This is a genomic window from Chromobacterium subtsugae (assembly GCF_001676875.1).
GTDB classification, from domain to species: Bacteria; Pseudomonadota; Gammaproteobacteria; order Burkholderiales; family Chromobacteriaceae; genus Chromobacterium; species Chromobacterium subtsugae.
The window spans coordinates 109,370-129,830 of record NZ_JYKA01000010.1 but is presented as its reverse complement, the minus strand read 5'-3'; the positions used below and the strand labels follow the sequence as shown (position 1 = coordinate 129,830).

The following is a 20,461-nucleotide window of genomic DNA, read 5'->3' as shown; positions in this document are numbered from 1 at the left end:
AAGGCTATCTAGTTTTTCAAGCGATTTTCCACGATGGCAATGCATATTTAACCTTATGATTCCCATGATTAATTTCTTGTTTTTTGGCATAATTTATGCATTTTAATTGATACTTTCTCGAAAATTTTGTCTCAAAGGGTGGAGTGGTTCGCAAGCGGGTCGATCATGATGATGTGCCGCTCATCCACGCTGTCCAGATACTGGTCGGCTGGCGGGATGGGTGTGGCATCTCGCATGCTGGTCATGAGTCTTCTCAATAAGGCATCTTGCGCCAGTCGGATGGCAAGAGGTTCGTCTGGCGCGGTTTCCTGCAGATCATCGAAATCCAGCAGGCGGATGGTAACCGTGTCTTTGCGCCGCATGATAACGGCCGGGTAGGGCACCATATGGTCCAGCACCACCTGTTTGCCCTTGTTTTTGTTGCCTTCCAGTTTTCTCACTAGCTTGTGCGCCTTCAAGTGGGTGTAGCGCTTGAGCATGCTTAGCGATTTGTGTCCCGATATGGCGGAGATTTCCATCATGTCCAGGCTGTTCAGTTCAAACAGCCGCGATATCGCTTCGTGGCGCGCGTCGTGGAAGTGCAGGTCCTTGATATCCAGCGTCTGGTTCATCAGCCGCCAGGTCGATTTCAACCCGGCGGCGCTGTAGGAAAACACCTTGCCCTTGCTTTTCACGCCCAGACGGATCAGCGCGTCGCGCGCTTTCAGGCTGAGGGGCACATCTCGCTTGCTGCCGTTTTTGGTTTCCGGCAGGTGGACCACCCGCGTCTTCAGATTGATGTATTCCCAGCGCATGCCCAGTATCTCGCCCTGGCGCATGGCGGTTTGCAGCGCGATGACGATGATTGAATACAGCTCGGGGTTGGAGTGGGCGTGCGCGTAACGCAGGATCAGCCGCTCTTCGCGCGGCGTCATCCTGCGGTCGCGGCCGGGGGGGATCTTGGGTTTCCTGACATTGGACACCGGGTTGCTGTCGCACAGCCCCCATTCGATCCGGGCGATGTCGAAGCAGTTGCTGAGCAGCGACATTTCCAGGCGCACCGTGGCGGTGGACAGTAGTTTCTGCGTTTTGGGGTTGACCTGGGTCAGGCGTTGGTCGCGGTAGGTGGCGATATCCACGCTGGTGACTTCGCGGGTGACGATGTCTCCCAGAAACGATCGGCAGAGCTGTTCTATCCGGTAGCGTTCTTGCGCGTATCCCTTTTTGAGGATGGAAATTCGATCACGGTAAATGGCGAGCGTATCTTTAAGTTTTTGATCTGGTTCCATGTGTCTCGGTTGTCTTCGCTTGGATCAGCATGGCGAGGGCCGGGAATGGGATGTCCAGTGCGGAGCAAAGGGCGGTCAGCGTGTCCAGGGTGGGGGAGCGCTGGCCCAGTTCCATCAGGGATATATAGTTTCTCGCGAGATTGGCTTCAAAACCCAGGGCTTCTTGTGAATAGCCTTTTTGTTTCCTGAGGTCGCGTAAAACGATGCCGAAAGCGATATTGTAGATATTCTGGCTGTTCATCCCGGCCTTTCGAATTAGGACGAAATTGTCGAGGGGGGTATGGTTGACGTCCTCCAATTATAGTTGGAATTCTAGCGGGTTTCGGCGGCGGATGCCCCCTGGGGCGGGGCTTGCGATGTGGCTGATGAGGCGCATGGGGACGAGTGGCCAAGGCTGTGCCAGCCCGGCAGCCTGGGCGCCGTTGCGCGCGTGTGGTGGCGCCACGTGCGTGGCGGTCATTTCCTGATTATAAAAAGTTTAATATAATGCATATGTTGTTAAACAAAATATGAGAGAGATGGCTAAGCGTATCCTGCTGTTGATGCTACTCACCTGGTTGCCTGCGGCCTGGGCCGAGGCGCCGCCGGAGCATTTCGATGTGAGGCGCACGGCCAACTGCGCGCTGGACGCGTCCGACCGCTTTGGCGTGCCATACCTGCTTTTGATGGCATTGAAGGTGAAGGAGTCCGGCGTGCAGTTCAGCAACCCGTATGTGACTGGGCGCAACAGCAATGGCAGCGTGGACATCAGCTATTGGCAAATCAATGATTTCTGGCTGCCCAAGCTGGCGCGCTATGGCATAGACCGCGCGCGATTGTATGATCCCTGCGTCAATGCGCATGTCGCGGCCTGGCTGCTGTCGACGGAGGTGCGGCGGCGCGGCAGCTGGGAGGCGGGCATTGGCGCTTACCATAGTCCGAATCCGGCGCGCGCCAGGCCGTATGCCTTACATGTATTGAAGATTTGGGCATCCTTGCGGCAGGAATACCCGGGGTGGGGTTGATTGCCCGGGTGGCGGGGCGCCGCTGCGGGGATGCGCTTGCGGTTACGGCAATGAGAAAAGCGGGCCGGTGTAAAAGACCCTGCGCTTGCCAGAAAGTGGTTTCGGAGCGATGCGGTATACTGCATGGATTCCGGGCTTGTGTGTATTGCATGAATGTATTGGGGTAAAGATGAATCAACAAGAATCGCTTCTTCCGGTTGAGCGCCATGAGGAAAGCCAGGACTCCGCGGAGTCCCGGCTGCCGGTGGTGCTGGCCTTTCCGGAGGACAGGCCGATCATTGGGCGGGATCTGGACGCTTTCAAGGATTATTTCGGCGCCACGGTGGCGCAGGCGTTGGCCGCGCTGGGAATCCAGACGCATGGCCGGTGGTCCACCATCGTCAAGAAAAACGCCGACATGCCGGTGGACGGCGCCATCGCCAACCTGGTGCGCTGGTACGCCGCGCATCCGGAGCGCTTCCCGTTTGGCCAGGTGGACATGCCCACGCTCAGGCTGCGCCTGTCCATCAATCAGGATTCGTTCGCGCAGTTGTTCGGCCGGCGCAAGGTGGCGGTGTCTCACTGGGAGCGCAAGCAGGTGAAGCCCGAGCCGCAGGTGCAGATCATCGCGCGCGAGATGGATGATCTGCTCAAATCGTACGAGCAGCAGGCGGAGCAGGAGCGCGACGGTTCGCTGGTGGTGCTGCAGCGGCTGTTGAGCAAGCTGGAGGATATCGACGAAGACAAGAATCTGCGCGGCAAAAGCGAGATTCTGGCCGCGATCCGCGAAACCTTGCTGATGGAGGAGAAGAATATCTCGGTCAAGCAGGAAGCCACTACGCGCAGCCTGGACATGCTGCACGAGTTCATGGATATCGCGGCGTTGAATTCGTCGTTGATTCCGGCGCCGCCGCCGCGCCGCAAGGGCGTGCGGCAAAAGAAGGTGCCGATATCCGGCGAATGATGATGGGCGCGTCGGCGTGGTTGCCGGCGCGCGGCGAGAGCAGGCTGTTTTTTTGCCTTGTTCTGGTAAAAGTTTGATATTATATAAATTATAGTAAACATTTATCTGAAAATATGAGAGCGCGCTTTCTTGTGCCGCTGCTGCTGGCGCTGCCTTTGGCGCCGGTTCGGGCGGAAACGGTAACCGATCAGCAGGCCGATGCGATCGTGACGCGGGCGGTGGAGTCTGTCGCCGGCGGCGCGGTGGCGCGCATCCGGCCGCACAGGGCGTTTTCCGGCTTTCTGCAGCGTAACGGCGCCGCCGGCCTGATGCAGGCCGCGCGCGGCCGCCGCGACAAGGCGGTGTTGGTGCTGAGCGGCGTGATGTACGAGTCGGGCTGCTACAAGATGGCGGGCGCGTATTTCCGCCACAACTACCAGTTTTCGGCGTTGGGCCATGCCGAGCCGGCCGCGGCGCGCGTGGGTTTCGACCGTCTGGCCGGACCGGCGTCGGCGTGGTGCGTGGAACTGGGCAGCGATGACTGGCCGGCGGCGCCGCGCTGCAAAAAGCCGTCACCGGCGGCCAAGGGCAAGCAGGCGCGCTGGGACAAGCTGGCCGCGCAGGCGGAACAGGCGCGCGCGCGCCGCAATGCCTACCTGTCGTCCATTCGCTTCAACCGCTTTGATTATGTGGCGGCGGTGACGTCGCCGACGCTGGATTTGTACGACCCCGCGATGCAGCGGCCGGACAACGCGGCTTGCGCCATTCTGGCGGACGATTTGAGCAAGGCGTTGTTCAGCCGCTTGCGCCATGACGCGGGCGATGACGCCTACTACCTGAAACACCGCCAGGCGATAGATGCCGCCCGCGAGGTCTGGCGCAAGATGGACGGGCTGGAAAAATGAAGACATTCCTGCTGTGCTTTGCCGGCGCGCTGTCGGCCATTGCCTGCGGCAGCGCCGCCGTGCTGTTGTCGTCTGGCCAGGCGGGCGCGGACGGCATCAGCCTGCCGCAAGGCGGTGGCGGCAATGGCGGCGGCCCCGCCGGGTTTTGTTTCGCCACGCCGTTTCAGGGCGCGGTGCGGGTGACCAGTCCCGCTTCGGCCGCGCGCAAGCATCCCACTTTGGGCACTACCCGGCCGCACTACGGCGACGACATCAGCCTGCCGTCCAATACGCCGATTTATGCGCCGGCCGACGGCGTGGTGGAACGAGTGGCGTTCAATGTCAACAACGCGGGCAACTTCATCAATTTGAAGCACCCGAACGGTTATCTCACCCGTTATCTGCATCTGAATTCCATTTCGGTGAAAAGCGGACAGCGGGTGCATGCTGGCGATCTGCTCGGCTACTCGGGCATGAGCGGCGGCAACAACACCGGGCCCAATCTGCACTGGGAGGCGCACTACCTGGTGTACAAGAATCCGTCCCCGCCCAAGGGGCCGACCTCCATGCTATGCAGCGGCGCGGTGTCGACGTCGGACCAAAGCGAGCCGAAACAGACCGGCGATGAAAACAATACGGTGGAATGGCCGAAAGACAGCGATGCGCCCGATCCGGTGTGGGATGCCTGCCCGATACAGCCGCCGCCGGTGGCAAGCCAGGGCTGGCGGCTGGACGAGCCTGGCCGTACGTCTAAACCCTATTAAGAAAAGGTTTGATGTAATGACTATCAAACAAAAGCTGAATTCATTGCCGTTGAAGAGAAAGGTGTTGGTCCTGCTGCTGGGCGGCGGCCTGGCGCTGGCGCCGACGCTGGCCCTGGCGGACCTGTCCAACGACATCCTGGGCAAGATCCTGAACCAGGTGACGCAGATCCTGCAGCAGCAATACCAGCAGTTCGCCGCGATGATCCAGCAAATGGACGTGATGCGGCAGCAGGGCGAGGCGATGCGCGACAAGATGGGGCAGGAGTCCGACAAGAACCGCCAGCAGCAATGCGACATCTGGTGCGGCAAGTCGCTGCCCAAGCCCGGCGAAGTGCCGGCCGACGCCAACAATACCGGCTCGCCCGGCGCGGCGATGTCGGCGCGGCGCGGCATGACCGCCCAGCTGCAGGCGGTGACCGGCAATATGGCCGGCAATATGGACCAGAATACCGCGATCCAGGGCTATTACGGCGCTTTGGCCAATTGGTTCCAGAGCGCCACGCCGCAGCAGAAGCAGCAGGTGCAGCAGCCGCTGTCGTTCGCGCCCGGCGATGTCCCATCCGCAGAAGACCGCAAGCTGGCCGATTACAACGCCAAGCTCACCATCGGCCTGGAGCCGGTGCCGCCGGTGTCGTCCGCCCAGATCAAGAGCAATCCGGCCGCGCAGGAATACGAGGCGCGCCGCATCGGCTACAACTCCGCCCAACTGGTGGCGTATGACAGTTACCGCCAGTACGACCTGTCGGCCGAAGAGGTGAAGACGGTGTCCGACGTATTGCTGTCGATGTCGCAGCAAACCATAGAAAACATGAACCCCGGCACGGCGATGAAGGCGCAGGTGCAGCTGCTGGCGGTGCAGTCCGGCTTGCTGCTCAGCCAGTACCAGTCTTCGCTGCGGCAGGAGCGCCTGCTGGCGGTGATGGCCGCCAACAACGCGCGGATGTCGATGAGCGACCGCCTGCGCAGGCTGAGCCAGAGCCAGGCGGTTCAGAGCTATGCCAAGTAAGGGCAAGGCGCGCGCGGCGGCCATCGTCGGAAACAGGTGGGTGCAGGGCGTGTCGGGGACCGCGCTGGCCTGCCTGCTGGGCATGCAGGTGGCGCCGGTATTGCCCGGTTTCATCGCGGTGGCCCGGGCGGAGGCTTCCGCCGCGTCTTACGGACCGGCGGCCGGGCAGTCGGCCGCCGAGCTGGCGCAGCGCCTGCGGGCGCTGGCGCAAAACCAGGTGATGGCCAACTATCCGGTGCTGCGCGAGGCCTATGTGCAGCGGCAGCTCGCCAAGCTGCGGCAGGATGCCCAAAACCTGCCGGATACCGAAGCGAACCAGGCCTATCGCGAGGCGGTGGGCGATTTCTCCTGGATGCGGCCGCAGCTGGAAGACGCGGCCAGCCTCGATTACTACGGCATGCCGGACGCGTTGGCCAACGAGCTGGTGGCGCAGGCCAATGCCGGGCTGGTGCGCCAGGTGATGGCCAAGTATCCGCAGCAGGTGCTGGCTGTCATGGCCAACCAGGCCATCTCGCTGGAGATGGGCAAGATGTTTCCCGCGGCGGCCGATCAGGCGGCGGAAGCGGTGGTGTGGGGGTCGAAAAATTCGATCGTGCAATATCTGGGCAATCTGGATAAGGACCAGTTCGTGCAGTCCATGGTCAACAGCGTGGTGGATTACGCCAAGCAGCAGGCCATCGATTACTTCAAGAAGTGGATCAAGAAGATCATCCAGGAAAACATCATCACCAAGATCACGTCGGAAATCATCAAGAACTACCCGTACATCGGGCCTTATATCAGCTGGTACCAAACGCAGAAGCAGAAGCTCGACAACATCAAGCATCGGATCGACCAGATCAAGAAGGAGGCCGAGCTTTACCTGAAAAAGCTGGGCTTCGACAACGCGATGGAGCGCCAGCAGGAAGACATGACCTGGGGCAAGCAGAATCTGCCGGCCTATCCGAACGGCGACGGCTCGTCCGAATTCGGCACCTCCGGCGGCGTGCGCTCTAATCAGCAGGTGATTGAGCGGTACGCCAGGCAGGAGCGCGGCGATTTGGCGCAGTGGTCCTATGATGGCGATCGCCCCGGGACGTTTTACGGCTGGATGGGCAGCTACCCGGCGGAGCGGCGGGCCGCGGTGATGCGGCCGTATGTGATCGGGCCGCGGCTGGGGCAGGACGGCCAGCTGCAGCCGGTGGGCGCGGCCGAGCGGGAGAATGTGCGCCGCAACGCCTGGCTCACGCTGGGGCTGGAGCCCAATACCCCGTTCACCGCCAAGCCGGGCTCGCCGGCCTACCAGGAAGAGCTGGCGGTGCGGGCGCAGATGGCATCGGTGATGAGCCTGAGCTACGGCAGCTATATGGAGGGCTGGATGGCGCAGGACCGCATCACCCAACTGGCCAGCACCATCCAGATGTTCACGCCCAGCGTGATCAGCGGACTCAGCACCGGCCAGGCCAACGGCTGCCGGGTGATGCTGAAGCAGCTGTCCACCGAGGTGCAGATGCAAACATCGCAGTCGCAGCTGCGGTTTGAGCGGCTGTTCGCCGCATCGTCGGGAATGTTGGGAAATATCGAACGCAAGGAACAACTGGCCGGTTTAAGCCAGGGAGCACCGATCGGTGCGATTAACGGGCGCTAGGAGGGGGTATGAGCGTATTGAGCGAGGGAGCCAAGGGGATTGGCTTCGTGTTTCTGGAAAGGGTGCTGGGCAGCGACGCCTTGTCGTATTACGGCATCCATACCACCGGGGTGAATTCGGTTCCGATGACCACCGGCATGGCGCTGGCCGCCGATGTCGCGCTATGGTTCACCCCCTTGATCACGTTTTACATTCTGGGCATGGGCTTGATCTATTCCTCCCAGGAAGGCGTGGTGCTGGGCAAGCGCTGGTCGGCGGTGATCGTGCCGCTGCGCGGCGTCGGCGGTTTGATGTTCTCCGCGCCGGTGGTGCCGGGCGGCTTGTCCGCCATCCAGGTGATGGTGGTGGGGCTGGCCCTGCTGGGCAACTACATCGGCAACGAGGCGGCCAATGTGCTGGCTGAGCGGATTTTCCTGCCCAGCAGCGGCTATGTCCACACCAAGCCAGCGTCTTTGCTGAACAACACCGACGCGGCGGCGACGGCTTTCGCCACCATCACCGCGGCGGCGGTGTGCATGAATACGGCCAGCAATCTGGGCGCGGATGGCAACCCGGCCAAAACCAACCCGGCGCCTGGCGGCGGCTCGGCGCTCGGCATCGGCATGCAGCTGTGGGGAATCGCCACCGGAACCGGCGGCGGCGGCGGCGGCGGCGGCGGAACCGGCATCTCCTTGTCCGACCTGTGCGGCGGCGCGCAAAACGCCCAGGCGACGAGGCCGGATGCGCAGCCGAGTTCGAGCAGCACGACCGATGGATACCCGTCTGGCCGGATGGATTGCGGATCCAGCTCCTTCGTCGGGCCGTGCCGCAAGGTGGAAGCCGCCAATTCGACGCTGAAGGACGCGTTGTCGGCCACTCTGGGCAGGATGGGCGGCGTGCTGGACGAGCGCATCCTGGCCACGCTGGCGGCGACTTACCTGATGCAGATGAACAGCGCCATCGACATGGACATGACCGATGTCATCAAGGAAAACACCAAGGCGGTGCAGAAGCTGGGCTGGCCTGGCTTGGGCAACTTCTATCAAAAGTACTCGTCGGTCAGCGGCGAGATCGACAATTACATCTATTACTCCGGCGAGCCCAGCTTCGACTTTAAAGACATAGGCGATGAAACCCGAGCCGGCATGGCGCTGAACGACCAGACGCGGATGGCTTTCAAGCGCGCGTTCAAGGCGTTCAACTTCTCCGTGCAGGGCGTGCTGTCCGGCGTAGGCGGCCTGATGCAGGCCGGCAATACGGCGATCAACAACGCCAACGCCTCCATCATGGGCGAATTGCAGGTCAACGTGGAAAACCGGATCTTGCGCAGCCTGCTGTTCGGCGTGGGCAACAGCGCCTACGACGTGGGCGCGTTCGACGCGGTGCAGCGCCTGGGCGGTTTGCTGAACATGTTCGGCACCACCACGCTGAACATGCTGGTTTGCGAGAAGCGCAGCGGCAGCGACAACTCTTGCGATAAGAGCACCGCCAATGAAAGCGCGCAGAGCGGGATGGTTTCCAACGCGGTGAAATCGATAGCCGGCGGCGGCATGGCCGATGTCGCCACCATGGTGGCCAAGTCCGCGGTGATGGCGGGCACGGTGCTGACCATGCTGCTGCCCTCGTTGCCGACCATCTACTTCGTGCTGATGACGCTGGAGTGGGTGATCTGGCTGGTGGTGGCCGCGCTGGCGTCGCCGCTGTGGATGATCTTCCACATGCTGCCGGACGGCGAGTCGCTGGTGCACAGCCGCGCCGAAACCGGCTGGGGCTTGCTGGCCTATATCACGCTGTTCCCGCTGCTGGTGGTGCTGGGCTTTTGCGCGTCGATGACGCTGTTCAACGTGGCGGTGCCGTTCGCCTTTGAAATGATGATGTCGATCACCGGTTCGACCGCGGTGGGCAGCGGCCTGGACTTCCTGGTGAAACCGCTGCTGATGGCGGCCGTGGTGATAGGCGTCACCTTTCTCACCATGGGCCTGATGATTTCCCTGCCGCACCGCATCGCCAACTGGCTGAACATCAACCCGCAGTCCGACAGCCTGCAGGAAGGCAAGAGCCAGCTGGGCATCAGCGCCCCGAAGCTGACCGATATGTCCGGCGGCGCCGCCAATGTGGGCGCCAGCGGCTGGAAGGGCGCGCTGAGCAAGGGCGTGAAGCCCGGCAAGTAAGCGCTAGGATTGAGCCGGCCTGGCGCCTAGGAAGAGGTCGCTGGCCGGCATCGTTGCGGATGGGGTGGTGGCGTGGGTTGGAACTGTTTCGAGACCGTAAGGCGGATTGCCGATGATATTGCCGGAGATTCATGAACATGCATGATCAAGCGCATAGCGCCCCCACTCGGGAAAGCCTGGTTGCTGCCTTGCGCAAGCGCGAGTTCAGCATGCATTACCAGCCGCAGCTCAGTTGCCGCACCGCCAGGGTCGCCGGCGCGGAGGCGTTGATGCGCTGGCACAGCGCCGAGCGCAATGGGCCGGTCAGTCCCGCCAGCTTCATCCCCCTGGCGGAGCAAAGCGGCTTCATCGTCGAGTTGGGTGACTGGAGCATGGCCAGCGCTTTGCGGATGATGGCGGCGTGGCGGGATGAGGCGCGCTTGCCCGCCGATTTTCGCCTGGCCATCAATCTATCCCGGCGGCAGATCGTCCCTGAGCTGCCTGGCAAGGTGGAGCGGCTGATTGCCCAGGCTGGACTGGAGCCGTCTTGCGTGGAGCTGGAGATCACGGAGTCTTATCTGTTCCATGATTTGCCGACGATGGTGGAGGTGACGCGCCAGTTGAGAAAGCTGGGCGTTCGGGTGGCGATAGATGACTTCGGCACCGGTTTTTCGGTGCTGGAGCATCTGCGCCATATTCCCGCCACCACCATCAAGATAGATTGCAGCTTTACCCGGCAGATGCTGGAGATAGAGCGGGACCACATCATCATGCGCAACTTGATCCGCATGGTGCGCGACCTGGGAATGGAAAGCGTGTGCGAAGGGGTGGAGACCATGGCCCAACTGGAGGCGGTAAAGGACATGGGGGCCGACTACTGGCAGGGATTCCTGTTTTCGCCGGCTTTGCCGGGCGCGGAATTTCGGGGCTTGCTGGATGCCCCGGGGATGGACTTGCGATGAGTCGGCCGGGGTTTCGGCTTCAGCGGGGCGTGTGGCCCAAATGTTCCACCATGTCCTGGTCGAGGGCGTAGAGCGCTTGCCGGTTCGTCGGCGCCAGCCGCTGCTGCGGCGCGTCGGCCAGCAAGGTGGCTGCTACGACGCCTTGATGATTCACCACGCGCACGGCGCCGCAGGTCGGCAGCGGCAAGCCCAGTATCGATTGTCGGCGCAGTTGCTGCATTCTGCCAATGCAGCTGGTTTCCGAGCCTTTGAACACTACGCCCACATCGTCTTCTATATGCCAGATCATTTGTTTTTGTTGTGAATTTACTGTTTACACCTAACAGATAATACTGATATTTTAAACCGCATGACATGCGTAGATTTACTTAAATTCAGCTAAAAATGAAATCATCATTTGCAAATTGTATTTATAAGCAAATGTTATTCCGCTGAAGATCCGCGCCGGCTGGCCTTTCAAGCCAGCGCCAGATACCAGCGGGTGATTTCTTTCCCCCAGAGCAGCGCGACGATGCCGCCTGCGATCAGAAAGGGGCCGAACGGCTGCGTCTGCTCCCGCTTCGTTCTCTTGGCGACTATCAGGGCGATGCCGACCAGTGCGCTGCTGATCGAGCCTATCGTGATGATCAGCGGCAACGCTTCCCATCCCAGCCAGGCGCCCAGCGCCGCCATCAGCTTGAAATCGCCGATGCCCAGTCCTTCTTTGCCCGTGCAAAGCCGAAAGGCCGCGGCGATCAGCCACATCGACAGATAGCCCGCCATGGCGCCGATTACCGCATCTTGCAGCGGCGCCAGAGACTGGAGCAGATTGGCCAATAGGCCAAGCCATAGCAGCGGTTGCGTCAGGCTGTCGGGCAGCAGCTTGCTGTCCAGATCTATCAGCGCCAATGCCAGCAGCAGATAAAGCAGAGCCAAGTGGGCCAGGGCGGCCGGGCTCGGGCCCAGCCGCCAGCCGACCGCGGCGAAGATCAGGCCGACGGACAGTTCCACCAGCGGATAGCGCGGGCTGATGGGGCTGGCGCAGAAGGCGCAGCGCCCGCGCAGCAACAGGTAGCTGAAAACCGGCACCAGCTGCCAGGTTTTGAGCGTGTTTCGGCAGCCGGGGCAGTGCGAATGCGGGTGGGACAGGCTGAGCGGCGCCTGTTCAGGCGGCGGCAAGCCGCAGGCTTCCGCGGCCTCCCTCTGCCAGGCTTGCTCCATCATTTGGGGCAGGCGGAAGGCCAGCACGTTCAGAAAACTGCCCAGCAGCAGGCCTATGGCGAAGAGGCTGCCGGCGGCGCGGGCCGGCGCGGAGCCCTGCAGGCCCAGCCAGCTGAAGGCCGCCAATAGGGCGAGGGTGGTTCCGCCCAGCGCGAGCGCGCTGCGTTTGTCGATGCGCATCGCGTTTCCTCAGGGGCGGAACAGGCCGGGATAGGGCGCGCCATACAGCGGCAAGGCGGCGCCGGTGTCGGTGTAGGTCATGTTTCCGTTCAGGCAGGCATTGCTGAGGACGCTATCCAGCGAAAATTGGTAGAACGGTTTTTGGCTGCGGTTTTCCAGCCGCAGCTCGCCGCCGCTGCCCAGCGTTTCGCGAACCTGCTGGCTGGCTTGCGCCATGCCTAGCTTGCGGTCGTTGAACAGCGCCGCGCCGGACTGGAACATGATGGCGGGCAGATTGTCGAGGCTGGCCTGGCTTTTGGCGATGCCCTTTTCCCAGATGTCGTACCAGATGGCGGACATCCAGATGCGCCGCACGCCGTCGCACACGTCGGCAGTGGGGGTGCCGCGTGCCTGGAATACCGCTTTTTCGCCTATTTTCCAGTAAAGCGTCACCGGAGCCTTGGCCGTGCCGTCCGCCAATAGGGCCAGTTTGGCGAAGCCCAGGCCGGCCTGTATCCGCCCTTGGCTTGCGATGAAGTTGGCGCGCCGCGCGCGTTGCGGCTGGTCTTCCAGCTTTTTCTGCAGATTGAGCTTGGCGATGTCGACTGCGCGCAAGCTGGATTTGACCAGCAGGTCGCGGGCTTCGGCGTAGTTGCGCGGCGCGGGCGCGCGGTAGGGAATGGTCAGCGGATTGGCGCTCGGTGGCGCGGGAACGTCGAAAAGCGGCATCTCTTCTCGCATAAAGTTTGATTTAGTATGTACTTCAATATAACATAGTTTAAGAAAACGGATTAACCAATTCTCTCGGTGAGGTGGCAGAATGAGTGGAGCACACGATTTTGGCGATGCGGAAAGCTTGGCTCTGGACGAGGATAGGCTGAGCTTCGAGGATGAGCCGCCGGTGGCGCGCAATGCCAGCCGGACCATGGCCGCGCCGGCGCATCAGGATCTCAAGTTCGACGACGAGCCGATGGACTCGCCGCCGGCCGCGCAGCCCAAGAAAGACGCCAAGCGCATCGCCTTGCTGGCGCTGATCGGCGGCGTGGTGGTCGTGATGCTGACTAAGCCCTTGTGGCAGAAAGTGCTGAATCCCCCGCCGGTGGAGGACCCGGCGCCGACTGCAATGCGGCCTATGGATCCGGTCAAGCCTATGGTGAACACCCCGCCGGCCCAATTGACGCATCAGGCCGCGCCGGCATCGCTCGGCAGCGCCAGCGTCGCGCAGCCGCCGTCCGCGGCGGCGCCGTCGCAGCCTCAGGCGCTGCTGCAGCCCGGCGCCAATTCGGGCCAGGCCGCCGCATCGCCATCGCCGTTGCAGCCTGACGCCGCTGCGGACGCGGCGGCCGAGCCGGCGCTGCTGGCGCCGTCGGCCAAGAAAACCGCGCTGAGCCGCGAGCCGGCGGCCGGCGGCGATGCCGACGCGTCGCAGCCGAAGGCGGCGCAGGCCAAGGAAGCGGCGCAGCCGGAAAGCCTAGAGGCCAAGGTGGCGCGGCTGGAGAAAGAGGTGAAGACGCTGCGCGAGCGCAATCGCCAGATGGCGTCGCGCGGCGCGGGGCAGGCGCGCGCGCCAAAAGCGCACGGCGATGGCGGCAAGGACGCCGGCAGCAAGGTGCTGGGGATGTCTTCCACCTCGGTCTGGGTGAAAAAGTCGAACGGCGGCACCGCTGAATTGCGGGTGGGGGATCATTTCCGCAATGGCGAGGTGATCCAGAGCATAGACCAGCAGGCGCAGGTGGTGGAAACCGACCGCGGCCGCTACAAGGTCAGTTTCTAGATCGGGCGCGCGGCAAGGCGGACGGGCCGCGCCAGCTACTAAAAGGATCCAATCATGCGTAAATTCTTCGCGAAGATGCTGCTGGGCAGCGACACGCTCAACAAGCTGCATTCCATCCAGCAATCCGAGGCGCTGGAGGAGGAAGCCGGCAAGAGGTTTGAAGACGCGGGCCAGATGCCGCCCAAGGTCAGCTCGCCCACGATCACCCGCGAGCAGATCCGTTCTCTGATCGAGATCGACATGGAAATCCATGGCGACATCTTCATCGGGCGCGGGGTCAAGATTTCCGGCCGGGTGATGGGCAACCTGATTCCCAATGGCGCGATCGACGATTGCGACCCCATCGTCATCGTCAGCCAGGGCGGCGATGTCTGCGGCGATCTGCACGCCCGGGTGGTGGTGGTGGCCGGCAGCCTGGATGGCGACATCCACGCCGACCACGTCTTGCTGATGCCGACGGCAAAAGTGAGCGGCACGGTCAACTATCGCCATACCTTGCGGCAGGACATCGGCTCCGCGCTGTCTGGCATGGTGCGGCGCGTGGAGGCCATCGCGCTGCTGGATCAGCCGCCGCGGCCGGGCGAGGCGGCGCGCGCCGCGCTGCAGAACACCGCGGCGGGAAAGGCGGACGCCATCCCGGTTTTGCCGGTAGAGCCTGACAGCGTGGTGGCGCCGCTGGTGCGCGCGGTGCCGGCGGCGCAGGATACGGCGGAAATCGAAAGCCTGTACCGCGGCCTGGACGTCGCGCGTGAAAACCCGGCGGGCGGGCGCGTGGTTGCGCTCGGGGCTTGATCCGGCATGCGAGGTTTTTTTTGACCCTGTATTTTAATAGTTATATTTAAGTAGTAATTTTAATATAATTTTTCATATGACTATGCAAAGTGTTGAGCTGACTGGATTCCGCGCCGAGAGCCATGCTCCGCGCCTGCCGCCGGATGCGCCGCGGGAGCCGGACCTGCGGGAAATGGGGCTGGCTCGCGAGCTGCCGCCGGAGGCGCTGGACGACGAAGAGGACGCGCGCTGGGCGTATCTGCCCTTTTTACAGCTGGCCATCGAGCGCATGTGCGTGATGGCGCTGTTGGCGGAGGACCACGACGTGGCGTTCGCGCCGCTGGATGATGCCGCTTTGCCGCGTATGCGGCAGGATTGCGGCGCCGATCCGGTGTTCGCCCGCGCGGTGGCGGACTATCTGGCGGCGTTGGCTACGCTGGGGTCGATGAGCGGACGCGGCGAAGACGAACTGCATCGGTCCATCGCCGGCCTGTATCAAGGGAGAGCGCAATGATGGATAGGCATCCGCATGGCCGCCGGGCTTATGCGCAAGAAGCCGCGCAGCGGATTCACGAACAAGTGGCCGCGCTGGGCGCGGAGCATGTCTTCGCGGCTCCGTTGGCCGGCGCGCGCCATTTCAACCCGCTGACTGGAACGGTTTACCAAGGCATCAACCACCTGTTGCTCCAGTCGGCGCTGCCGGCCGCGTCTAGCGATCCGCGCTGGCTGAGCTACAAGCAGATACAGTCGCTGGGACTGGGGCTGGCGCCGGGCGCGCGCGCCGGTCTGCTGCTTTTCGCCCGGCCGATGCAGGCGTTGACAGGGCCGGCGGGACCGGCGCTCAAAGGATGCTCGGTGTTCAACGGCGCGCAGATTCTCGGTTTGCCGCCATTGTCGGCGCACCCGGCCGCCGCGCATGCCGGCGGCGGCAAACTGCAGCAACTGGTGGGCGCCATCCTGGGCGAGCTGGGGCTGCGCGAGGAAAGCGGCGGCGCGGCCGCGATCTACGACCCGGTGGGCGAGATCATCCGCGTGCCGCAAGCCGGCTACTTCCGCAATATGCGGGAGTACAACGCGGCCCGGCTGCGCAAGGCGGCGCAGTGGGCGGCGCAACACGAGAAGCGGCCGAGGGCGGCGAAGCGCCGGCCGCGGCATCACGGTCCGGACGATCCGCTGGAAGAGCTGTGGGCGCATATCGTCTCCGCCCTCCTGATGGGCATGATAGGTTTCGGCGCCGCGATGCCGGCCGAGGGGCGGCAACTGGGCGGAGCGATACCGCTGTTGCAGCGCATGGGCGAAATCGACTTCATGGAATGGTTCCATGGCGCGCACCAGGTGGAGCAGGTGCTGGGCTGGCTCGGCCAGCTATCGCCTACCTTGGCGCGGCTGATGGAAATCGAGCGGCAGTTCGTGCGCGGCAATCTGCTGGAGGGCGGCGACACGTCCGCCCCGCAAGCGCAGCCGTCCGCCGCGACGCCGGAGGCGCAGATCGCGGGCGGCCAACTGGCGGATGCCGGGGAAACCGAGCGGGAAATGGCGCGCGAAGCCCGCCGTCATGCCTTGCTGATGGATGTCGCGCTGCTGACGGCGCCGGAGCTGGCGCATCAGCTGGCCAGCCACTTCGGCGCGCAGCAGGTGCTGGCCGAAACCGACGCCGCCATCCATGAAAAATTCCAGCATTGGGCGCAAGGCGCGGTGATGGGAGGAATGTTCGACGGCGCGGCGGCCAAGGCGCGCGAGCTGTTCGGCATGTTCCTGCGCGAGCGCGGCGAGGAGGTGGGCCATCTGCTGGAAAAAGACGGAGAGTCGCAGCGGCAGGCGAGGATGGCCGCGGCGATTGAGATGCCGTCCGCCGGCTCGGCGGGGAAGATAGCCGTGATCGGCGGCGCCGAACCCGCGGCGCCGGCGCGCGAGATTTCCATCCAGCCTTTCCGCGACGGCAAGGGCGGCTGGCTGAAAGTGGGGCACCAGGATGTGATCGAACTGGGGCTGGTGCGCCAGATCGCCGACGACGATTCGCGGATGACGCCCAGCGCCGTTTACCTGGCTTTTCGCGAGGATGCTCCGCATTGCGACGCCCAGCGGCTGATGGACGCGGTGGACGCGGCGGGCTGGAAGATCCAGTTTCAGCAGTATGTCGAATCCAAGGATTCGCAGATCCGCAGCTACGCCAGCTATTTCGCGCCCTTGGTCGGCTATATGCCCAAGATCGGCGACAAACTCAAGTTGGTTGAAGGCGTGGCCAGCATCAGCAGCAAGTCCGGCAGCGGCGGCTGGGTGGTCAGCTTTGACGACGCCGGCAAGCAAAGGGCGTTGAGCAGCGGCCGTTTCTACGACTTCATCGAGTCGGTGATCGAGGGAGATTTCCTTTCCCCGCCCGCGGCGGGTAAGCCCGAGCGCGCGGCCGCGCCGCAGCCCAAGGCCGGCAGGCCGGCGCTGGACGACGCCGCGCTCGGCTTTTAGCGCGGTGGTTTACGCAATGCTTTGTTCAATCTGACGGTGGTTGCCATGGAAGAGGAACTCAAGAAACTGGAGAGCGACCTGATCGCGATGATGGATGACCGCTTCATGGCCGTGGAGGATTCCCTGGCCAGGCTGGTCAATCTGGGCGAGCAGCATCAGCGCAAACTGGTCTCCAATGACATGACGGTGCGGCGTTTCCTGCCGCAGTTCGGCATGTGCGTGGTGATTTGTTCCGCGCTGATCGTCGTTCCGGTCGCGGCCGCGGCGTGGTATTTGCAGGAAGGCAAGGTCCAGCAGCTGCAGGCCCAGACGCGCGAATACCAGCGCCAGGCAGTCAGGTCGGCGGCATTCGACCAGCTTTACCAGGCGGCGGACTCCGGCCTCAGGCTGCGCATGCAGAATGCGGTGGAGCAGGCCGCCGAACAGGCCGGCACGGCCGGTCGGCAATAAGAAAACAGGATCAAGTCTGGCAATGCGAATCATATATCCGGAAGCGGTGCGTTGATGGCGGCCCCGATGCGTCGGAGTCAGGTTGAACGCGACGTCGTTCCCTTTTCCCACAAGGTGCTGGGTTGGCTGCGCCGCCAAGAGCCGGCGTTTCTGACCGGCCTGGGCGTGGTCTACCTGCTGTGCCCGATTTTCCCGCTGTTCACGCTGGCTTTCGCCGGCGCAGCGATGCTGATGTCGCGCAACCGGGTGATAGACCACCCGAAGGGGCCGTTCTGGAAACCGGTGCCCGGCGGCGACAAAAAGCTGGCCTGGACCCGGATGGAAGGGCCGCCGGACAAGGGCGGCAAAGGCGTCTGGTGCATGGGCAACGCCATGGATACCAAGGAAGAGATTTGGGTCAGCGACGACACCATGCGCGTGCACGCCACCCTGTTCGGCACCACCGGCGGCGGCAAGACCGTGGCGCTGGAGGGGCTGATCTGCCAGGCGATCGGCCATGGCTCGGGCGTGATCATGGTGGACGGCAAGTCCGATCCGAAAACCTGGTTCGACATCGTCACCATGGCCAAGATGTATGGCCGCGAGGACGACCTCTTGGTGCTCAACTTCATCTCCTCCACCGGTTTCGAGAAGCTGGCGATCCTGGACGATGACGACGCCGGCGGCGCCAAGGACAAGATGGACTTGCTGGGGCAGATCCACTCCAATACCTTCAACCCCTTCACCTATGGTTCGGCCGACACGCTGACCGAGCTGGTGACCGGCCTGATGCGGCCGGATGGCGGCGGCGACGGCGCGATGTGGCGCGGCCGGGCCGAGGCGATGATACGGGCGCTGATGCGCGGCCTGGTGGCCATGCGCGACGCCGGCAAGATCACGCTGTCGGTGCAGGCGCTGCGCGACTACATGCGGCTGGACAAGCTGGGAGAGCTGGAAAGCGACGAGAGCATCCCCGGTTACGCCCGCGAACAGCTCACCGGCTATCTGGATGAGCTGCCGGGCTTTCGCGAGGCGATCAACGCCAAAAACAACGATCCCGCCGCCTTCGACACCTACTGGGAGCAGGCCAGCAAGCAGCACGGCTTCCTCACCATGCAGTTCACCGAACTCTTGGGCCTGCTGTCCGGCACCTATGGCCATATCTGCAATGTGGAGTGGGGCGATGTCGATTTCCAGGACGTGGTCTACAACCGCCGCATCTTGTACGTGATGCTGCCGGCGCTGGAAAAGGCGCCGTCGTCGCTGGCCAACCTGGGCCGGTTGACGGTGGCGGGCATCAAGAACGCGCTGTCGGTGTCGCTGAAGGCCCAGCTCACCGGCAGCAAGCAGGAGATCGTCGACTCGCGTCCCACCAACTCCGACACCGCGCTCCTGGCCATCATGGACGAATACGGCTCTTACGCGGTGGAGGGGTTCGGCGACGTGGCGGCGCAGGCGCGTTCGCTGGGCGTCAGCGTGATCTTCGCCGGCCAGGATTATCCATCGTTCAAAAAGGGTTCGGAGATCGAGGCCTCGCGCATCCTGGCCAACACCGGCATGAAGATCTTCCTGAAAACCGAAGACCAGGAAACCGCCGACATCGCCATCAAGCGCGCGGGCCAGGGCGTGTATGCCTGGGCCGGAGGCAAGCGCAAGCTGGAAAATTCCGACCGGCTGGTGGATACCGGCGACGCCAGCTACCGCGAGGAAAACCGGCTGACCTATCTGGATCTGGTGGACATGGCGGAAGGCCAGGCCTGGTTCATGAACCGCAATCATCTGATCAAGATGAATACCTTCTATGTGCAACTGGACGGCGCGGTGGCGAAGGACGCCAAGCACAACACGCTGTTCCCGCTGGGCAACGACATGTCAAAGGCGCTGGCCGCCGACAAGATCATGCAGGATGTGATGGGCGTGTCCGAGCCTGGCAAGGGCGGCGAGTCGATGCTGCGCTTCAAGCGGCGCATCTTTGATGATGTCGAGCAGCTGTTCCGCCTGGCCGAGCAGCGCGAGATCCCTGCCGACCCGGGGTCCGGCTGGAGCGCGGCGGAGCAGGCGGCCGGCGCTCTGGAAGAGGATGTTTTCGTGCGCATCAGCGATCTGCAAGCCGAACATGGCTTGTTGATGCGGGCGGCAGTGGTGGCCGAATTGGCCGGCGGCATGCTGGCGGATGTGCCGATGGTGGAGCGGATGGCCGAGCGCGAGGAGGCGGCGCTGGGCGCCAGAATGTCGCCGGATCAGCTGGCCGGCTATGCCGACAGCCTGCTGGAGCAGGCCGAGCTGGAGGGCGGAGCGGCGAGCGATGCGGAACGGGAGCGGATGCCGGCCGAGGCCAAAGCCGGCGTAGCGGCGCCGGATGCGGTCGCGGAGGAGGAACATGCGCCGTTGCCGCTGACCGGCTTCTCCGCCGCGGCCTTTTTCCATGCCACCGAAACCGAGGCCGAGCCGGAGGAAGCGCCGGGCGGCAATTTCGACCTGGCGGATCTGGCGGGTTTCTTCGGCGCCGGCGGCGAAGCCGAGCCGCAGAGCCATCAGGAAGAGGAAGGCGGGGTCGATCCTTATCTGAGCGAGGTGCTGCTGGAGTGCGAGGCGCTGGCCGAGGAGCACGGCTTGCTCAAACAGGCCATGCGCATTGATGCCGCGCTGGCGACTCTGCTGGGGCGCGGCGGCGACGCGGAGCGGGAACTGGACGAGATGGACCAGCAGGCCGGCTATATTCTGGGCAGCGAGGACGCCGGGCAGTTCCTGGAGCTGCTGCTGGCCGAGGCGGAAGAAGAGCGCGCTCAGGTTTAGCGCGTCTCGCGCGACAAAAACGGCGGCGTCCGCGCAGGTGGATGCCGCCGTTTCGTTTTGCCGTTTGGCGATATTCAGGCTGACTGATCTGCAGCCAGCTCGGTGACCCAATCTCCCCGGGTCAACATTGACCTCCCCTCGGAAAAACCAGCGGCGAAAAGCGGGCCAACTTTCTGATCAGCACTTACCGCGTCAGCATTCGATGCGCCACCGCGGCAATTCAACTGCGGCAAGGCGCCTATTGTTATCGGCCCACCCTCGAGTTGTTTACCTGGCGGAGATTCAGCCCACGCTTGCGCCTAA

The 20,461-nt window shown here is 63.3% G+C and carries 19 protein-coding genes; 14 read left to right on the top strand and 5 right to left on the bottom strand.

Going from position 1 to position 20,461, the window contains the following annotated elements:
• Positions 1-131 precede the first annotated feature (131 nt).
• Together MY55_RS14160 and MY55_RS14155 are read right to left on the bottom strand one after the other, a co-directional pair.
• Entirely contained in the window at positions 132-1,268 is a 1,137-nt protein-coding gene (locus MY55_RS14160; RefSeq protein WP_047250183.1) for a site-specific integrase, read from the bottom strand.
• A complete protein-coding gene (locus MY55_RS14155; protein ID WP_043580707.1) occupies positions 1,246-1,509 on the bottom strand; it encodes a helix-turn-helix domain-containing protein in 264 nt (87 codons plus the stop codon). The genes MY55_RS14160 and MY55_RS14155 overlap by 23 nt, the downstream gene beginning before the upstream one ends.
• A 277-nt stretch (positions 1,510-1,786) precedes the next feature.
• Here MY55_RS14155 and MY55_RS14150 point away from each other — a divergent pair, with 277 nt between their 5' ends.
• The 8 genes from MY55_RS14150 (at position 1,787) to MY55_RS14115 (ending at position 10,566) form a co-directional block, all read left to right on the top strand.
• Positions 1,787-2,272, top strand: coding sequence for a lytic transglycosylase domain-containing protein (locus tag MY55_RS14150; protein WP_052941737.1), 486 nt, complete (start codon positions 1,787-1,789; stop codon positions 2,270-2,272).
• 169 nt (positions 2,273-2,441) lie between these two features.
• Positions 2,442-3,215 (top strand): hypothetical protein, encoded by a 774-nt coding sequence (locus MY55_RS14145; RefSeq protein WP_047243384.1) that lies wholly within the window; start codon positions 2,442-2,444, stop codon positions 3,213-3,215.
• Between the two features lie 113 nt (positions 3,216-3,328).
• Positions 3,329-4,099, top strand: coding sequence for a hypothetical protein (locus MY55_RS14140; protein ID WP_152680408.1), 771 nt, complete (start codon positions 3,329-3,331; stop codon positions 4,097-4,099).
• Positions 4,096-4,842, top strand: coding sequence for a M23 family metallopeptidase (locus tag MY55_RS14135; protein WP_047258506.1), 747 nt, complete (start codon positions 4,096-4,098; stop codon positions 4,840-4,842). The genes MY55_RS14140 and MY55_RS14135 overlap by 4 nt, the downstream gene beginning before the upstream one ends.
• Positions 4,843-4,858: 16 nt before the next feature.
• Positions 4,859-5,848, top strand: a complete 990-nt coding sequence (locus MY55_RS14130; RefSeq protein WP_047258505.1) for a hypothetical protein — start codon at positions 4,859-4,861, stop codon at positions 5,846-5,848.
• Positions 5,838-7,475 (top strand): hypothetical protein, encoded by a 1,638-nt coding sequence (locus MY55_RS14125; RefSeq protein ID WP_152681667.1) that lies wholly within the window; start codon positions 5,838-5,840, stop codon positions 7,473-7,475. The genes MY55_RS14130 and MY55_RS14125 overlap by 11 nt, the downstream gene beginning before the upstream one ends.
• 8 nt (positions 7,476-7,483) lie before the next feature.
• Positions 7,484-9,625: a DotA/TraY family protein gene (locus MY55_RS14120; RefSeq protein WP_065202569.1), complete on the top strand. Its 2,142-nt coding sequence runs from the start codon at positions 7,484-7,486 to the stop codon at positions 9,623-9,625.
• Positions 9,626-9,756: 131 nt separating this feature from the next.
• Positions 9,757-10,566 (top strand): EAL domain-containing protein, encoded by an 810-nt coding sequence (locus tag MY55_RS14115; RefSeq protein WP_052258417.1) that lies wholly within the window; start codon positions 9,757-9,759, stop codon positions 10,564-10,566.
• Positions 10,567-10,585: 19 nt separating this feature from the next.
• On the opposite strand, the gene MY55_RS14110 is transcribed toward MY55_RS14115, so the two are convergent.
• The 3 genes from MY55_RS14110 to MY55_RS14100 form a co-directional block, all read right to left on the bottom strand.
• On the bottom strand, positions 10,586-10,855 hold the full coding sequence (locus tag MY55_RS14110; RefSeq protein WP_043580621.1) for a hypothetical protein: 270 nt from the start codon (positions 10,853-10,855) through the stop codon (positions 10,586-10,588).
• Positions 10,856-11,022: 167 nt separating this feature from the next.
• A complete protein-coding gene (locus tag MY55_RS14105; protein ID WP_081284701.1) occupies positions 11,023-11,946 on the bottom strand; it encodes a prepilin peptidase in 924 nt (307 codons plus the stop codon).
• A 9-nt stretch (positions 11,947-11,955) separates the two neighbouring features.
• Positions 11,956-12,654 (bottom strand): hypothetical protein, encoded by a 699-nt coding sequence (locus MY55_RS14100; protein ID WP_047237443.1) that lies wholly within the window; start codon positions 12,652-12,654, stop codon positions 11,956-11,958.
• A 91-nt stretch (positions 12,655-12,745) separates the two neighbouring features.
• Between MY55_RS14100 and MY55_RS14095 the strand changes: the two genes are divergently transcribed.
• From MY55_RS14095 to MY55_RS14070, 6 genes are all read left to right on the top strand, one after another.
• Positions 12,746-13,699, top strand: a complete 954-nt coding sequence (locus tag MY55_RS14095; RefSeq protein WP_047237442.1) for a hypothetical protein — start codon at positions 12,746-12,748, stop codon at positions 13,697-13,699.
• Positions 13,700-13,753: 54 nt separating this feature from the next.
• Positions 13,754-14,491 carry a bactofilin family protein gene (locus tag MY55_RS14090; RefSeq protein WP_043580624.1) on the top strand — a complete coding sequence of 246 codons (738 nt, stop codon included), beginning with the start codon at positions 13,754-13,756 and terminating at the stop codon, positions 14,489-14,491.
• 76 nt (positions 14,492-14,567) lie between these two features.
• The gene (locus MY55_RS14085; protein WP_146008282.1) at positions 14,568-14,984 is read left to right on the top strand and encodes a hypothetical protein; all 417 of its coding nucleotides are present in this window, start codon (positions 14,568-14,570) and stop codon (positions 14,982-14,984) included.
• Positions 14,981-16,933, top strand: coding sequence for an ArdC-like ssDNA-binding domain-containing protein (locus tag MY55_RS14080; protein WP_065202568.1), 1,953 nt, complete (start codon positions 14,981-14,983; stop codon positions 16,931-16,933). The genes MY55_RS14085 and MY55_RS14080 overlap by 4 nt, the downstream gene beginning before the upstream one ends.
• A gap of 45 nt (positions 16,934-16,978) precedes the next feature.
• On the top strand, positions 16,979-17,383 hold the full coding sequence (locus tag MY55_RS14075) for a hypothetical protein (protein WP_146008283.1): 405 nt from the start codon (positions 16,979-16,981) through the stop codon (positions 17,381-17,383).
• Positions 17,384-17,449: 66 nt separating this feature from the next.
• Entirely contained in the window at positions 17,450-20,158 is a 2,709-nt protein-coding gene (locus MY55_RS14070) for a TraM recognition domain-containing protein (RefSeq protein WP_155419344.1), read from the top strand.
• The last annotated feature ends 303 nt before the right edge of the window (positions 20,159-20,461 follow it).

What these genes read in the sequence shown, in the direction of transcription:
- MY55_RS14070 (WP_155419344.1), top strand. Translation starts at nt 17,450, where the DNA reads ATGCGTCGGAGTCAGGTTGAACGCGACGTCGTTCCCTTTTCCCACAAG.
- MY55_RS14080 (WP_065202568.1), top strand. Translation starts at nt 14,981, where the DNA reads ATGATGGATAGGCATCCGCATGGCCGCCGGGCTTATGCGCAAGAAGCC.
- MY55_RS14130 (WP_047258505.1), top strand. Translation starts at nt 4,859, where the DNA reads ATGACTATCAAACAAAAGCTGAATTCATTGCCGTTGAAGAGAAAGGTG.
- MY55_RS14120 (WP_065202569.1), top strand. Translation starts at nt 7,484, where the DNA reads ATGAGCGTATTGAGCGAGGGAGCCAAGGGGATTGGCTTCGTGTTTCTG.
- MY55_RS14100 (WP_047237443.1), bottom strand. Translation starts at nt 12,654, where the DNA reads ATGCCGCTTTTCGACGTTCCCGCGCCACCGAGCGCCAATCCGCTGACC.
- MY55_RS14090 (WP_043580624.1), top strand. Translation starts at nt 13,754, where the DNA reads ATGCGTAAATTCTTCGCGAAGATGCTGCTGGGCAGCGACACGCTCAAC.
- MY55_RS14095 (WP_047237442.1), top strand. Translation starts at nt 12,746, where the DNA reads ATGAGTGGAGCACACGATTTTGGCGATGCGGAAAGCTTGGCTCTGGAC.
- MY55_RS14105 (WP_081284701.1), bottom strand. Translation starts at nt 11,946, where the DNA reads ATGCGCATCGACAAACGCAGCGCGCTCGCGCTGGGCGGAACCACCCTC.
- MY55_RS14075 (WP_146008283.1), top strand. Translation starts at nt 16,979, where the DNA reads ATGGAAGAGGAACTCAAGAAACTGGAGAGCGACCTGATCGCGATGATG.
- MY55_RS14140 (WP_152680408.1), top strand. Translation starts at nt 3,329, where the DNA reads ATGAGAGCGCGCTTTCTTGTGCCGCTGCTGCTGGCGCTGCCTTTGGCG.
- MY55_RS14085 (WP_146008282.1), top strand. Translation starts at nt 14,568, where the DNA reads ATGACTATGCAAAGTGTTGAGCTGACTGGATTCCGCGCCGAGAGCCAT.
- MY55_RS14110 (WP_043580621.1), bottom strand. Translation starts at nt 10,855, where the DNA reads ATGATCTGGCATATAGAAGACGATGTGGGCGTAGTGTTCAAAGGCTCG.
- MY55_RS14125 (WP_152681667.1), top strand. Translation starts at nt 5,838, where the DNA reads ATGCCAAGTAAGGGCAAGGCGCGCGCGGCGGCCATCGTCGGAAACAGG.
- MY55_RS14115 (WP_052258417.1), top strand. Translation starts at nt 9,757, where the DNA reads ATGAACATGCATGATCAAGCGCATAGCGCCCCCACTCGGGAAAGCCTG.
- MY55_RS14145 (WP_047243384.1), top strand. Translation starts at nt 2,442, where the DNA reads ATGAATCAACAAGAATCGCTTCTTCCGGTTGAGCGCCATGAGGAAAGC.
- MY55_RS14160 (WP_047250183.1), bottom strand. Translation starts at nt 1,268, where the DNA reads ATGGAACCAGATCAAAAACTTAAAGATACGCTCGCCATTTACCGTGAT.
- MY55_RS14150 (WP_052941737.1), top strand. Translation starts at nt 1,787, where the DNA reads ATGGCTAAGCGTATCCTGCTGTTGATGCTACTCACCTGGTTGCCTGCG.
- MY55_RS14135 (WP_047258506.1), top strand. Translation starts at nt 4,096, where the DNA reads ATGAAGACATTCCTGCTGTGCTTTGCCGGCGCGCTGTCGGCCATTGCC.
- MY55_RS14155 (WP_043580707.1), bottom strand. Translation starts at nt 1,509, where the DNA reads ATGAACAGCCAGAATATCTACAATATCGCTTTCGGCATCGTTTTACGC.